Raw genomic sequence first — 15,622 nt, forward strand, 5'->3', positions numbered from 1 at the left:
CAATAGTGGCAGCAGTCATTAATATAATATTAAATTTCACGTTAATACCAAAATTTGGTTATGTCGGAGCGACGATTGCTACGTTAATTGCATATTTTATTATGTTTTTGATGCATTATTTTGTAACAAGAGCTTTATTAAGACATAAGGATTTCCCATCTATCTATTTAATAGTTTCTATAATCAGTATTGTTGTAAGTAATATACTCATTTATTTAAATTTTGATTTATTTATAGTACGTCTTTGTATAGGAATCACATTTCTATTTTGCTATCTTGGGTATTTATTTTTGAATAAAAGAGAAATACTGCTTTTATAATTATATTGGAATAGATTTTAATAAAAGAACTCTAAGTTTTTTAATATTAATTTCCTATTGTATTTTTATAATGAAAATGGGGTTTACATGATTTTAGTCGTTAGTGGAGCAGGCTATATTGGGAGCCATACAGTATGTGAATGATAAGGGACAAAAAGTAGTTGTGCTTGATAACTTTATCTACTTGCCATCGTGAAAGCGTGGATAGTAGAGCGATGTATAAGCAGAGAGATATTGGGAATGCTTCAGATTTAGAGCAAGTATTTTCTACCTACGATATTGATGCAGTTATGCATTTTGCAGCTAATAGTTTAGTGGGTGGAGTCAAGAGAGAATCCAGATGATTAGTGAGGATACGCCTACAAATCCTATTAATCCATATGGTGGTTCTAAATTGATGATTGAGCATATTCGAAAGGAGCTTCACAAAGCAATTGGTCTGTCGTATGATGTTTTTCGCTACTTTAATGCAGCCGGGTGCTCATGTTACGGGGGAAATCGGTGAGGATCATAATCCTGAATCGCATTTGATTCCTATTATTCTTCAGCATTCCTTAGAACTTTGTGAAAACATTTTCAGTGTTGGCCTCAGATTTGTTAAATGGCACAAAAACAAATGAAATATACAACTTAGGGAACGGTAAGGGTTTTTCGGTGAAGAAAGTCATTGCAACATGTGAAAAGGAAACAGGAAAGAAAGCGAATATCTTATATACAGACCGTTGTGTAGGAAATCCAACCTGTCTTGTTGTTTCTTCACGGAAGATTTTAATAGATTAGGCTGGAAATGTATATTTTCCTTAGAAGAAACCTTATATCAGTGGTTACTCGAAATCTTTGAAAGGACGGTTTTTACCAGGAAGGACTAGAAACCATAACTTTAAAAGGAAAAGATGGAGCAGAGAAAATCGCAATGCTTATGAATCGTTTCCGTGAAGAAAAGATCAACGAAATGGCTGCGATTGGGGTAACAACTGTTGAAGACTATTCATTGAGTATAAAAGTAAACCTTAAAGATAATACAGAAAATGGTATCGATTTGCCTAAATCAAATGTTCTTAAATATCACTTGGCTGACGGTTCATGGTTCTGCCTTCGTCCATCAGGTACAGAGCCAAAAGCTAAATTTTACTTTGGGGTAAAAGCTGCCACACTTGAGGAAAGTAAAGATAAGTTAGATAGCTTAAAGGAATCTGTAATGAATAAGGTACAGGAAATACTATCATAATTAAAGAATTAGCCTGTCCTATTTCAGGACAGGCTATAGTATTATAAGGTCATATTTTTTTAAACAAGTTTGCATAGCTATAAAAATTTTATCAATAACTTTATCCAACCGAATAGAGAAATCCAAAGTGGTATACTAAGTGAAATTCCCCAAGAAAAGCCTACTCCAAAATTACCTTCCCGGTTCATACCATCACATCCCCGTAATTTTGAGAAACTTATATAGTTTATTCCCCATCTCTGAAAATATAACCTCTAATTATATTGGAAATTTAATCCTCAAAAATCGGAGTAGTCTGACATAGGTAGACAAAATGTATGTCTGTTGATTAATAAAAGTTAAAATTATTCACACATTAAGAGAGTTAATGTCATAATCTTAGTCATTTTGGTTACCATTTCTAATTTAATATCTTATATTTTCGCTTTTTCCAACTAATATAATTAGGACCAAAGTAATTGAATTGGGAAACTCTTTTATTGGTTATCTTTACCTATTTTTTAATTGACAATATATTAATATTAGATATACTCAAGTTAGAAACATAGTTCGTACGAAAGGGCAAAACCATTGAAAGATGGTGGCGCAAAACTATAGGGGCTAAAGCCTTAGGGCTATGCCAGCCAGCTACCGAATATGAAGACCTTCCGGCGAATTATGAAATAACCCTTGGAGGGAAAGCTATGTTAACATTTTTCGCAGGCCTAATCGTAGGTTCATTAACTGTTTTATTTTTCATGAGCCTTATGTATGCCGCAAAAATTGGTGACCGTCATCTTGAGATGTAAACAAAAGTGAAAGCAGCCTATTGGCTGCTTTTTATTTATTTTAAGGGCTTTTTGAATTCGTAGGGCTATTTTAGTTCTTCAATCTTTATTAGGTTATAATCTATTATATAGAAATGTTGATTTCCTGGCTTCTGGAAGCAACGTTGAATATTATCTAGAGGAGTGGAATGATGTATAAAGTTCAAGAGTCAATCGATCAAAACTATAGAGTATACGAACTAATAGATTCTTTGACTAATTCATGGGTCAAGATTGCCCCGGAACGTGGAGGCATTATATATTCATACGGAGTAAAAGGTGAAGAGTTGCTGTACTTAAATGAAGAAACGTTTTATAACGAAGAAAAAAATGTAAGAGGCGGCATTCCGATTCTCTTCCCGATTTCAGGCCAACTGGCCAATGGAACGTATGAGTGGGAAGGGAAGACGTATGCCATGTCCAACCATGGCTTTGCGCGTAATGCTTCATGGGAAGTTATTGGTCAGGAGGCGGATAACAGGGCTTTTCTATCGATAAGGATCACCAGCAATGAACAGACGAAACTCTCATACCCTTTTGACTTTACTGTTATTTTTACATATGTACTAGAGGGTGGAAAACTTATGATTAAGCAGGAATATAACAATCTGGGCGATTCGCCAATGCCGATTTATGCAGGTTTTCATCCCTATTTCAAAACAAGCGAAAAGAATCTTGGGTACGAAACAGATGCAACGAAATACTATGACTACAATGACGATCAAATAAAACAGTTCACCGGTAGGGTTGACTTAACGAACCTAAAAGAATCAGTCGTCTTCATAAATTCAAATGATTCCTCTATTTCATTTGGTGATCCAGCAGAGAAGAAGAGGATTAAGTTAAGCTATGGAGAGCAGTTTAAATACATCGTGTTATGGACGGAAAGTGGAAATGACTTCGTTTGTGTAGAGCCGTGGATGGCTAAGACGGATGAATTGAACCGTAAGGAAGAGCTTGTCATTATTAAGGGGAATGAGAGTCTTGTTACTGAACTTAGTATTGAGGTGAAAGAATAAGTTTTCGGTAAAGTTGCCATTGCTTTATTATTGCTTATTAGAATAATTAAAGTATGTCAGCAATAAGTGTCTAAATGTTCCCCTTAGTTAACATTCTGGGAGGCCTGATTTAGTTATGAGCTTGTGCAGGGCAATCAATCCGTGCACAACTATGTAATATCCAAGTAAAAACCTTATAATTACCTAAAGCAAAAGGAAGCAAGAGAACCGTCCCCTTGCTTCCATGAAAATTATTTTGATTTGACTGTATTAGCAGCGGTTGATTCTCGAACAATCAATGTAGTTGGCAGCAGGATTTCATGGATAGGTTCATCCTTATGATTAATCCTCCAGTTCAACTGTTCGACTGCTTTTTTTCCATAGTAGTTTAAATCGATATTTACGGTAGTGATTTTTGGAGTAGCGATTTGGGACAGTTGTCCGTTGTCAAAACTGCAGATCGATATGTCTTCAGGAACCTTATATCCTTTTTGCTGCATTACTGACTGGACAAGGAATCCGTGTCCATCGTTTACACAAAACCATGCAGTCGGCATATAGGGCAATTCATCGACAAACCCGTTTATTTCTTCCTGTTTTTCTTCTGCGTCAGTAAATAATAGAGCTTCATTTGGTTCTATCCCATGTTTTCTCAGGGCAAGCATATAGCCTTCCAATCTCTCCTGGTAGCTTGGGGAAACCTCAATATCTCCAACGAATGCAATGTCTTGATGTCCTAATTGGATCAGGTGCTCAACAGCCTTATAAGCGCCAAAGCGATTGTTCGTCAAGATCGCATCCGCCTGCAGGTATGGTGAGTGATGGTCAATTAGCACAGTCGGGATTCCAGTATCGATAATCTTCGAAATATAGTCAGTGCTAATATGAGATAGAATTAAAATCCCATCTATTTGATGATTTGACAGCAGAGAGGGGAGGATTAACTTATCCTTCGATTCCTTGTCAATCGACTCAATTAATAAATTCCAGCCCCGTGCCCTCATTTCCTTTTCCACGCTAAGGTAAATCTCCCCGAAAAAGCTTTTAAGCGAAAAAGCATAATCAGAAGCAATAAGGGCAATATTGATACCCTTCTTCTCATCGTACTTTTGACTGCTTCTATTATTAGTATAAGAATACCCCAACTCATCCGCAGCTCTTTGAACCATCAGCCGCGTTTCCTCACTAACCCCCGGCTTCCCCGTCAAAGCCTGCGAAACAGAATTCTTAGAAATACTCAACCGATCCGCAATATCCTGCATAGTCACTTTTTTCTTCATATATAAAACTTCTCCTTAATGAAAGTAAATGTTAGTAATTTAATTTGTAATTACATTGTAACGTTACAAAATGTTTTTAGCAATTAAATTATCATTGTAATTATGTAACTTATAATCTTGTTGAATTACCAATCGTGTTAGTAAGCCTGTTGATCGGAGCGGAAGGCGCTTGACTCCTAGGGGATTAGTGGTTCAGGCGAGACCCCGCAGGAGCGCAGCGACGAGGAGGCTCGGCGAACGCCCCCAGGAAAGCAAGCGCCTGGAGCGGAGATCAACAGCTATGTATCGAAGTTAACATTTTATTCAATTAAAATTTATATATAATTTACGTTTGACATATAACTAGTAAGGTGCAATAATGTAATTGTAAAGTTACTAAACACATTATTTATTAATTACTTATTTATTTGTAATGATTTTAAAAAATCTTTAGAAATGAGGGTAAAGGATAAATCAGCAATAAACGTGACCCAGATACTATTGATTATACTTTTTTTTGTAAGGTTATGATAGCGCTATCAAAAACGTCACCTTCAAAAAGCTAGACTAATAGTTTTCTCATTTTTTCAGGTAAGATTACTGAAAACATAAAGTTAGGAAATCATACTAATAATTGGGGGAATATCGGATGAAAATCAAAAAAGTGGCTTCGTTAGTGCTTGCTGCTTCACTGACTGTTTCTGGTCTTGCAGCTTGTAACAATGGAGATAAAAGCAATGGAAGCACGAAAGACGGCGTAACAACAATTGAATTCTGGGCAGCTCCAAACCCAACACAGCAAGTGTATTGGAAGGAAGTAGCGGAAGAGTTCACAAAAGAAAATCCGGATATCAAGGTGAACGTAAGCCCGATGAAGGAAAGTCCGACATCTGAAGCTGGCATCCAATCAGCGATTGCTGGCGGCAGTGCACCAACGATGTCAGAGAACATCAACCGTGGTTTCGCAGCTCAGCTGTCTGAAAGTAAAGCGCTTTTACCACTCGATGAGCTAGAGGGCTGGGATGAAATTAAGAAAAGCAGAAATATGGAAGATACAATGAAGGGCTGGGAGTTTGCTGACGGCCACCAATACGTATTGCCAATCTACTCAAATGCGATGTTGTTTGGCTGGAGATTGGACGTCTTGAAGGAACTTGGCTATAACGAACCGCCTAAAACATACAGCGAAATGCTGGAAGTAGCGAAGAAATTAAAAGAAAAGCACCCAGACAAATATGTATGGGCTAAACCAGACCTTGCTGATCCTACAGCTTGGAAAAGATGGTTCGACTTCTTCATGCTTTATAACGCAGCATCTGATGGCAATAAATTTGTAGAAGGAACTGAATTCACTGGCGATAAGAAAGCCGGAGAGCAAGTTCTTGGATTTGTAGAAGAGCTGCAAAAAGCAGACGCTTTAATGACTAGACAGTCAAAAGATCCATTTGAAAGCGGATTGGGAATCTTTACGGATATTGGTCCATGGACAATTTCTTATTGGGCTGAAAAATTCCCGGAAATGAAATTGAATGAGACTTACACATTAGCATTGCCTCCTGTTCCAGACGGAATGGATACAGAAAACGTTAAAACATTCGCAGATACAAAAGGTCTTGTCGTGTATGCTTCAGCAACGAAAGAACAGCAAAAGGCTGCGAGCGAATTCATTAAATGGGTCTATTCAAATCCTGAAAATGACTTGAAATGGCTTGAAAAGACAAGCTTGCCACCGGCACGTGATGATTTAACAACGAACGACACTTTCAAAGCGTTCTTTGAAAACAACCCGGCATTACAGCCATACGCTGCTGCCGTTCCGAATGCAATCCCGCCAATGGATAACTCTAAATACAATGATATTCAGACATTTATTGGCCAGCATGCCTTCAATCCAGTTGTAAAAGGAGAGAAAGATCCGAAAACTGCATGGAAGGATATGCAAGAGGCCATTGAGGGGGCTCTCAAATAATGAGAAAGAACCAAGGATGGTTGGGCTGGCTTTTTGCCAGTCCTTATCTTTTATACGCAATTATTTTCTTTCTGATACCGCTCGTCTGGTCACTGTTTCTATCTGTGACGGACTGGAATTTAATATCGCCGACGTATAATTTTGTCGGAATGGAAAATTACTCCGAGGCCTTGAAAAGCCAGGGTGTGCAGAGTGCCTTTTTTGTAACCTTTAAATTTATGGCCGTGTTTGTTCCATTGGTCATTGCTTTTTCTATCATTGTCGCATTGATCGTTCAAGGGCTGCCGAGATTTAAAGGATTGTTTTTAATCGGATTCTTCCTTCCTTATCTGGCGTCAGGCGTTGTTTCCTCGCTGATCGTGAAAGGGATTTTGTCCTACAACAGTCCCCTGAATGAATTCCTGCGAGGATTTGGCATTGATATTAACTGGCTTGGATCACCGTTTGCTGCACTCTTCGTAGTAGCGTTGATCATCGCCTGGAAATTCACTGGATATTATGCGCTGATTCTAACTTCAGGATTTGAAAGCATCAGTAAAGATGTCTATGAAGCAGCGATGATTGATGGAGTAACGCCATGGCAGCGTTTTTGGAAGATTACATTTCCACTCCTTTATCCTGCGTTGTTTACTGTATTGATTTTATCGATTGGTGTTACGTTTGGTATTTTCACAGAGGTTTATCAATTAACTGGCGGCGGACCGAATTTTGCCACGAATACATGGCAGATGGAGATTTTCACAAAAGCATTCTCCAACCTGCAAGCCGGCTACGCTTCTGCTATTGCCATCATCGCATCGATTGTAACGTTTGTTGCGATTTACATCATTCGAAAACTCTTGGAACTGTGGGGGAAACGAAATGGTTGGACCTAAGAAAAAAGGATTGGTTTTTCGTTACCTGTTTGCGATTGTCCTATTGCTGATCATGATTTATCCATATATCTACATGGTGTTGAATTCCTTTGCTGATTGGAGTCAGGTCGATAAGAAGTTCTTCCCGACTGAATACTCGTTGAAGTCATGGGAATGGCTGCTTGGCGGCGGGGAATCTGTCATCCCGCGTCCATGGATTAACGCCTTCTTTAACAGCTTTTTAGTATCAGCTGGTTCGACCATCTTGATGATGGTCTCAGCTGTAATGGTTTCTTATGCATTAGCTAAAATTCAATTTAAAGGAAGAGACACGATCAACAACGTGATCTTGTTCCAGATGTTCTTCCCGGCTATCATCCTGCTGATACCTACATTCCTTGTTATCCAAAAGGTAGGAATGTACGACTCTTACTGGGGAATGATCCTGCCGAAAGCGATGAGCTTATGGGCAGTCTTCATGTACACGAACTTCTTCAAGGCGATCCCGGATACGTTCATTGAAGCGGCAAAGCTGGACGGAGCAAGCGAGATGCAAATCATGTTCAAGATTGTCCTGCCAATGTCAAAATCGATCACTACTGTCATCTTCTTGTTCTTGTTCATGGAAAGATGGACAGAGTTGCTATGGGATATGCTTGTCGCGAAGAGCGATAACATGCTCACGCTAAACGTACTCTTATCACAAATGTTCGGCCCGTATGGCGGCTACCCAGGACCGATGTATGCAGCATCCGTGTTATTGACATTGCCGATCATCATCATCTTCTTGCTTTTCGCGAAGAAGTTCCAGGAAGGTATGCAATTCACACTTAAGTAACCAGAGATTGGAGTTCTGGCACATGGTTAAATGGTGGAAGCAATCAGCTTTCTATGAAATATATATGCCTAGTTTCAAGGATGGAAACGGAGATGGGCTTGGGGATTTCGCGGGAATCACCTCCAAGCTCGATTATCTCAAGGAGCTTGGAGTAGATGGGCTGTGGCTCACTCCCTTTTATCCATCTCCTAAAGTTGATAACGGCTATGACATTTCTGATTATTATTCAATAGATCCAGCTTATGGGACGATGGAGGACTTTGAAGCTTTTATCGCTGAGGCTCACAAGCTTGATATCAAGGTGATTGTCGATATCGTTTTGAACCACACTTCTTCAGAGCATCAATGGTTCAAGGAATCCAGGTCATCCAAGGATCACCCAAAGCGTGATTGGTATATATGGAGAGACGAACCGAATAACTGGGAATCCTTTTTCAGCGGAAGTGCATGGGAATTCGATGAGGCAACAGGCCAATATTATTACCATGCTTTTGCGAAGGAACAGGTGGACTTGAACTGGGCCAACCCCGAAGTCAAAAATGCCATGTATGATGTGATGAGGTTTTGGCTGGAAAAGGGTGTGGATGGCTTCAGGCTTGATGTCATCAATTTCCTGACAATCAACGATACCTTTATCGATAACCCATATGATCATGAAAAAAATGAACAAATCCATTTGTATGACAAGGATCAGGAAGGGATTTTAACGGTGATCGAGGAAATCGCCGAAGTGGTTCACCAATATCATGATAAATTCCTTGTCGGTGAGGTTGGTTCTGAGGATATCGAGATTTTAAAACAATACTCGGGGCTGAACAAGCTGGATGTATCCTTTAACTTTAACATTGGAAGTATTGCTGAGTTTGATGCAGAAAAGATTCACGAGCAATTAGTCGAAACAGAGAAGGCGTATGATTCTGAGCAAATTGCTACACTGTTCTTCTCAAGCCACGATATGTCACGCCATATATCACGGTTTGGCGGTGACGAGTGGCGCGCGAAGCTTGTTGCGGCGCTAATGCTTACAGCGAAGGGTGTGCCGTTCCTTTACCAGGGTGATGAGCTCGGCATGAAGGATTGGGTGACCGATGACATTTTGATGATGATGGATGTCCAGGGACGCCTCGCCTATGAAGAAGCGTTGAAGGCTGGCAAATCCGAGGAGGAAGCGCTGGCTGCCGGTAACGAACGATGCCGCGACAAATCACGTACTCCGATGCAGTGGAATTTCGGTTCTCATGCAGGTTTCTCCGAAGTGGAGCCTTGGATTACGGTGCCTGAGGATGCCAGTATTACAAATGTTGAAAACCAGGAAGGCAATCCTGCTTCGATGCTTTCCTTCTATAAAAGATTGTTGAAGCTGCGTAAAGAACATACTTCCTTCCAAACAGGAGAATATGAATTCTTGCGTTATCAGGATGGAATGATTTTTTATATGAGAAGCAATGAGTTGGAACGGACCTTTGTTGCTCTGAACTTTTCTGATGAAGAGAAATTGCTTGAACTAGAATTGAAAAATATGAACCTGCTGCTTTCGAACAAGCGAAATACGCTTGAAAGCAGTGATGGACTCAAAATAGCAGCAAATGAAGTCATTATTTTAAAGGAGGATGCTGGGAATGACGGTCTTAACGAAAGGTAATGTAAAAACTTGCGAACAGCTTGTGGAGGAGTTCTCTTCGAAAGCTCAGCCGGAAAATCCGGAAAAAATCGTATTCACTGGTGTCGGTGATAAGGATGTCTATAATATTTCAGCGCCTTTTGAAGATGAAGGTGAGCAGGTCATTGCCGGCCGCGTGGAATCACGTGACAGCGAGCATTCCAGCGTGTATTTCTTCATCGAAAGAAACGGCGAATGGGTTCCTCGAGAAGGTGCGCCTGTGTTTGAATTACAGGATCCTTTTTACACAAGGATTGCTGGTGAGTTAGTACTCGGCGGCGTACAGATTTTCCCGCATCCGACTATCGAAAATGCATTAGGATGGCGTACGGTTTTTTATAAAGGAAAGAACATTGCAAGTTTAGTGGAATTTGCTAAAGGTCCAGATGGCATGAAGGATCTTCGCCTTGTTGAGCTGGCTGATGGCAGTATCGGTGTGCTGACAAGACCTCAGGGTGAAAAGGGCGGCAGAGGAAAAATTGGCTGGGCACGCATTTCTTCATTGGAAGAATTGACGCTCGATGTCATCAATGAGGCTCCTCTATTTGAAGATCAGTTCATTGATGAAGAGTGGGGCGGGGCGAACGAGCCGCATCTGCTTGCAAATGGTTTGGTTGGTGTACTTGGCCACGTAGCTTCGTTCGATGAAGCCGGAGACCGCCATTATTATCCGATGGTGTTCGCGGTTGATCCGGAAACAGGAGATTTTTCAGATATGGAGCTGATTGCAATGAGAAGCAATTTCCTGCCTGGTGCTTCAAAGCGGCCTGACCTGGCTGACGTTGTATTCAGCGGTGGAATTGTCCGAAAAGCGGATGGCACAGCAGATATCTATGCAGGAATCAGTGATGCCGAAGCACAAAAAATTACGATTGCCGATCCATTTTTACGATACGAGCAAAAAAACTGACTGAATTGAGGGGATTACAACATGATTGTATATAGATATGAAGAGAATCCGGTAGTGACACCAATGGATGTAAAACCGCATCGCGACGACTTTGAAGTAATTGGTGCTTTTAATGCGGGGATTACGACTTTTAACGATGAAATCATCATGCTGCTGCGTGTTGCAGAGCGTCCGATCAGTGATAACCCTGAGATTGTGAAATCACCTGTTTATAATCCGGAAACAAATGAGCTTGAGATTCTGGAATTTAATTTGAACGATCCTGCTTACAATTTCTCCGATCCACGGACGATCCAAAAAGCAGGAGAGACGAACCGTTTCGCTTATCTGACTTCATTATCGTATTTGAGGATTGCACGCAGTAAGGATGGCCATAACTTTACGATTGATGAAAAGCCATTTGTTTACCCTTCAAATGAGCTTGAGACATTCGGAATTGAAGATCCAAGGATTACAAAGATAGATGATACTTACTATATTTACTTCAGTGCCGTATCACCAGTGGGTGTTGGCGAATCCATGGTTTCAACAAAGGATTTTGTCACAACTGAGCATCACGGTATGATTTTTGCGCCAGAAAACAAAGACGTCTTAATCTTCCCTGAGAAAATTAACGGAAAATACTATGCTCTTCACCGTCCTGTACCGAGAAGTGTTGGCGAACCTGAGATGTGGATTGCTGAATCTACTAACCTATTGCACTGGGGAAATCACAAATACTTACTAGGCCTGCGCGAGGGCATGTGGGATAGTGCCCGCATGGGTGGCGGAGCTGTTCCGTTCAGGACGGAAAAAGGCTGGCTGGAGCTTTACCATGGTGCAACAACGGATCACCGTTATTGCATGGGTGCCGTATTGCTTGACCTCGAAGACCCAACAAAGGTTATCGCTCGCTCTGACAAGCCGATCCTTGAGCCAGAAGCAGACTATGAAGTAGAAGGCTTCTTCGGAAATGTTGTCTTCTCATGCGGCGCAGTCGTTGAAGGCGATGTTGTAAAAATGTACTACGGAGTTGCCGATACTTCAATGGCATGTGCTGAGCTAAGCCTGCAGGACATCCTGGATTCATTGACTTATATTAAATAATTTCAATATTAGTGCCAAAATCGCGTGATGATTTTGGCCTTTTATCATAGTGGGAGTTTTATAGATTTTTAAAGGAAAGGTTCTGTTTCTATGAAGCTGAATGAAAACTGGAAGATTAAGCATTTCGATGTCGGGGCTGCACGTGATCTAGAGGTGGCCTCACCTGAATATATTGATTATTTTTGGATGACGACTGCGGTTCCGGGTGATGTCCATTCGACCCTGATTGAGCGGAAGCTGATCGAGGATCCGTTCTATGGTCATAATGATTTGAAATGCCAGTGGGTAGAGGAGAAGGTCTGGTGGTACCGCACCACCTTTGAATTTTATGGAACAGACAGTAAAGATGATCGTTATGAACTGCTGTTTGAAGGGCTCGATACGTTTGCGACAGTCTACCTGAATGGAGTCGAGCTCGGTTCAACGGATAATATGTTTATCAGCCATAGCTTTGAAGTGACAAGGGAAGTGAAAAAGGGCAAGAATGTTCTTGCTGTAAAATTCGACCCGATCGATGTGCACGTGAAGGAGAAGGTTCAATATTACTGGTCAGGATTCAGCAAGGAGCGGATCTGGACGAGGAAAAATCAAAGCCATTGGGGCTGGGACTGGGGACCGCGGCTTGTCGCAGCGGGTATCTGGAAGGACGTTCATCTTAAGAAACGGACGTATGCATGTATTGAATCAGTATTTGCGAAGACGACCTCTATTTCGGCAGACAAAGCCTATGTTGATGTCGAGGTTGAAGTGGATTCTTTTAGAAGAGGAAAAGACTATCAAGTTCAGGTAGAGCTGTCGATTGGTGAAGAGAAATTCACTGGCAGCGCAGAGGTTCAGGGGAAAAAGGCTGTGGTTACGGTCGAAGTTGAAAATCCGAAGCTATGGTGGACACATGACCTTGGGACGCCTCACCTCTACCTATTGAATGTTGAATTATATGCTGATGGTCAGCAAATCGATGAAAAGCACGAGGATTTTGGAATTAGGACGATTGAAGTGCTTCGCGTCGATGAGGAAGGGAATCCTTGCTTTACCTTTGTGCTTAATGGCGAGAAGGTTTTTGCGAAGGGGGCGAATTGGATTCCGATTGATAGCTTCATCGCGTCAGTTCCGGATTCCAGGTACAAGCACTTAATCAAGCTGTCAAAGGACGCGAACATGAACATGCTGCGTGTTTGGGGCGGCGGCATCTACGAACGAGATGTTTTTTATGACGAGTGCAACCGGCTCGGGATTTTAGTCTGGCAGGATTTCATGTTTTCTTGCGCACTTTACCCTGATTACAATAAAAACTTCATGGCCAATGTTCGGAATGAAATCATTCAGGTCGTCAAAACCCTGCGCAATCATCCATCGGTGGCATTATGGTGTGGGAATAATGAGAACGACTGGCTGTATGAAGCGTTGTTTTCTTCAGGTGAAATTACCGATCCTTTTTACGGCGAAAAAATCTACCATGAACTGATGCCTGAAATCCTGGACGAACTCGATCCAACCCGACTGTTCTGGCCTAGCTCGCCATTCGGAGGGAATGACCATAACTCAAGGGAGCAGGGTGACTCGCATAACTGGCAGGTATGGCACGGCAATATCGAGCCGCGGACCTTTGGTGAGCCGCAGACTGTGAATTACAGCGTTGAAGGCCTTTCTTTTAAAAATTTTAAAAATGATGATACGGCATTTGCCAGCGAGTTCGGCATGCATGCGTCTTCTAACCGCTATACACTAGAACGGAACATCCCCGAGGATCAATTTTTCTGGGGCAGTGAAGAAATGGCCTACCGGAATAAAGACATCCATCATCCTAAAGGGATTTTACTGATGGAAGGGTACACCGGGGTGCCAAACGATCTGGATGAATATATTGCCTATTCGATGCTGACGCAGGCTGAAGGGTTGAAATACGGCATTGAGCATTACCGCCGCAATAAACCGAAAACGAGCGGGGCGCTGTTCTGGCAGTTGAACGATTGCTGGCCTGGAACGAGCTGGTCTGTCATCGACTATTACCTGCTGCCGAAAGCTTCCTACCACTATGCGAAAAAATTCTATCATCCTATCTTATTAACGATTGATCATAATCCTGGTGCTGACCTGAAGGTTTGGATTGTGAATGACAGATTAGAAGGATATGAGGATGAAATCGAGCTTGCTGTATATGATTTTCAGGGTGAAAAAGCTTTTTCGAAAAAATGGAATGTATCTGTTGAAGCTAATTCAGTTTTTGAATTAGACGCGATTATAGAGGAGAAGACTTTAGGTGGATTAAAGCCGGAAGAGGCAGTGATCGTTCTCCGTTCATTACATGATAAAACCTATGAAAATACGTATTATTTCCGTGATCAAAAGGATGTAAAGCTGCCAGATGCTGAGCTAACGGTTGCATTTAGTAAGGAAGATAATGAGATTACTCTATCAAGTGATACTCTGGCACGGATGGTGACGATTGAAATGGATATCGAACAGCTTGTGCTTGAGGATAACTTTTTTGACCTGCAGCCTAATGTGACGAAAACGATGAAAGTAAGCCAGGCGGAAGGGAAAGACATTCCGTGGGAGACTTTGAGAGTTAAAGCGATTAATAGCGTGCAAACGAAGAAAACCGAGGTGTGATGATGATGAAAGCAGCTGTATTGCAAGGTGTGAAAAACCTGGAAGTTCTGAATTGGCAAAAACCATCCCCGTCTCCTCGGGAAGTTCTTGTAAAAGTGGAGAGCTGTGGCATTTGCGGCACGGACCAGCATATTTACCACGGCCATCCTGGTTCAGCCGAAGTGAATCCGCCGATTATTCTTGGACATGAACTGGCTGGGGAAGTGGTTGAAGCAGGTGCAGAAGTAACGAATTTGCGGGCAGGGGACCGGGTTTCAATCGATCCGAACATGTATTGCGGAACATGTAAATATTGCCGCAGCAACCGGGCTCATTTATGTGAAAACCTTCAAGCGGTTGGTGTGACGCGAGATGGCGGTATGGGTGAGTATTGCGTGGTTCCGGCAGCAAACTGCTATAAGATACCGGACACGATGACTTTTGAAGAAGCGGCTTTAGTAGAGCCTTTAGGATGTGTCCTTCATGGGTTTAGAAAAATTCAATTGTCACCGTTAAGTAAGGTGCTCATCATCGGCGGAGGCTTCATTGGCCAGCTGTTTTTGCAATTGGTGAAGCAGCAGAATGTTGAATCTATTATTGTGAGCGAGCCTGCAGAGAGCAAAAAGGAAACACTCTTTAGGCTTGGTGCAGATGAAGTGATTAACCCGATGGATGAAATGGAGCTGGAGGCAGATGTTGTCATCGAATGCGTCGGCAGACCAGAAAGCATGGAATTCGCTTTTAAAGCCGCTGGAAAAGGCGGACAAGTATTATTATTTGGCGTCGCCGCACCAGAAACCGTCATATCCGTATCTCCTTTTGAGATTTTTTCAAAAGAACTGACCGTGAAAGGTTCATTTGTAAATCCATACACACACGAAGAAGCAATCGCCCTAATCGGAAACAAAGTCATAGACGTTCAAACCCTTATTTCACACCGATTTAAACTTCAAGACCTACCAGCCGCCATGGCTGAATATCCGAAGCTCGGTGTTTCAAAGGGTGTCATAGTTTACTAGAAGAAAGTGAACATGGGGACGGTTCTCGCGTTTCATTTTGGAGATGGGTGTGAACATGAGAACCGTCCCTGTGTTTCAGATTT

The 15,622-nt window shown here is 41.7% G+C and carries 12 protein-coding genes, 2 pseudogenes and 1 riboswitch; of the genes and pseudogenes, 13 read left to right on the forward strand and 1 reads right to left on the reverse strand.

The features are described 5' to 3' along the window. The 5 genes and pseudogenes from V7201_RS09925 to V7201_RS09945 form a co-directional block, all read left to right on the forward strand. Positions 1-320, forward strand: a pseudogene (locus V7201_RS09925) (polysaccharide biosynthesis C-terminal domain-containing protein); the annotation flags it as partial. 87 nt (positions 321-407) lie between these two features. Beyond that, positions 408-1,189: pseudogene (locus V7201_RS09930) on the forward strand (NAD-dependent epimerase/dehydratase family protein). A 44-nt stretch (positions 1,190-1,233) separates the two neighbouring features. Next, on the forward strand, positions 1,234-1,548 hold the full coding sequence (locus V7201_RS09935) for a hypothetical protein (RefSeq protein WP_335376595.1): 315 nt from the start codon (positions 1,234-1,236) through the stop codon (positions 1,546-1,548). 550 nt (positions 1,549-2,098) lie between these two features. Next, a riboswitch (cyclic di-GMP riboswitch) is annotated at positions 2,099-2,183 on the forward strand. 48 nt (positions 2,184-2,231) lie between these two features. After that, positions 2,232-2,336 (forward strand): DUF3789 domain-containing protein, encoded by a 105-nt coding sequence (locus tag V7201_RS09940; protein ID WP_335376596.1) that lies wholly within the window; start codon positions 2,232-2,234, stop codon positions 2,334-2,336. A gap of 167 nt (positions 2,337-2,503) precedes the next feature. Next, entirely contained in the window at positions 2,504-3,373 is an 870-nt protein-coding gene (locus V7201_RS09945) for an aldose epimerase (RefSeq protein ID WP_335376597.1), read from the forward strand. Between the two features lie 230 nt (positions 3,374-3,603). Here the strand turns inward: V7201_RS09945 and V7201_RS09950 are convergent, their stop codons facing one another. Beyond that, a complete protein-coding gene (locus tag V7201_RS09950; RefSeq protein WP_335376598.1) occupies positions 3,604-4,632 on the reverse strand; it encodes a LacI family DNA-binding transcriptional regulator in 1,029 nt (342 codons plus the stop codon). A gap of 628 nt (positions 4,633-5,260) precedes the next feature. Between V7201_RS09950 and V7201_RS09955 the strand changes: the two genes are divergently transcribed. The 8 genes from V7201_RS09955 (at position 5,261) to V7201_RS09990 (ending at position 15,539) form a co-directional block, all read left to right on the forward strand. After that, positions 5,261-6,580 (forward strand): ABC transporter substrate-binding protein, encoded by a 1,320-nt coding sequence (locus tag V7201_RS09955; RefSeq protein ID WP_335376599.1) that lies wholly within the window; start codon positions 5,261-5,263, stop codon positions 6,578-6,580. Continuing rightward, entirely contained in the window at positions 6,580-7,455 is an 876-nt protein-coding gene (locus tag V7201_RS09960) for a carbohydrate ABC transporter permease (RefSeq protein ID WP_335376600.1), read from the forward strand. The genes V7201_RS09955 and V7201_RS09960 overlap by 1 nt, the downstream gene beginning before the upstream one ends. Beyond that, a complete protein-coding gene (locus tag V7201_RS09965; protein WP_335376601.1) occupies positions 7,442-8,272 on the forward strand; it encodes a carbohydrate ABC transporter permease in 831 nt (276 codons plus the stop codon). The genes V7201_RS09960 and V7201_RS09965 overlap by 14 nt, the downstream gene beginning before the upstream one ends. Positions 8,273-8,294: 22 nt before the next feature. Beyond that, positions 8,295-9,914 carry an alpha-glucosidase gene (locus V7201_RS09970; protein WP_335376602.1) on the forward strand — a complete coding sequence of 540 codons (1,620 nt, stop codon included), beginning with the start codon at positions 8,295-8,297 and terminating at the stop codon, positions 9,912-9,914. After that, a complete protein-coding gene (locus tag V7201_RS09975; protein ID WP_335376603.1) occupies positions 9,892-10,842 on the forward strand; it encodes an MTP-1 family protein in 951 nt (316 codons plus the stop codon). Before V7201_RS09970 ends, V7201_RS09975 begins: the two co-directional genes overlap by 23 nt. Positions 10,843-10,863: 21 nt before the next feature. Then, positions 10,864-11,928 carry a BtaManbiosPhlase gene (locus tag V7201_RS09980; protein ID WP_335376604.1) on the forward strand — a complete coding sequence of 355 codons (1,065 nt, stop codon included), beginning with the start codon at positions 10,864-10,866 and terminating at the stop codon, positions 11,926-11,928. A gap of 90 nt (positions 11,929-12,018) precedes the next feature. Next, on the forward strand, positions 12,019-14,541 hold the full coding sequence (locus V7201_RS09985) for a beta-mannosidase (protein WP_335376605.1): 2,523 nt from the start codon (positions 12,019-12,021) through the stop codon (positions 14,539-14,541). Next, the gene (locus V7201_RS09990; protein WP_335376606.1) at positions 14,541-15,539 is read left to right on the forward strand and encodes a zinc-dependent alcohol dehydrogenase family protein; all 999 of its coding nucleotides are present in this window, start codon (positions 14,541-14,543) and stop codon (positions 15,537-15,539) included. Before V7201_RS09985 ends, V7201_RS09990 begins: the two co-directional genes overlap by 1 nt. Positions 15,540-15,622 lie beyond the last annotated feature (83 nt).

Source organism: Bacillus sp. JJ1122, from assembly GCF_036964885.1.
In the GTDB taxonomy this organism is placed as follows: domain Bacteria; phylum Bacillota; class Bacilli; order Bacillales; family Cytobacillaceae; genus Mesobacillus.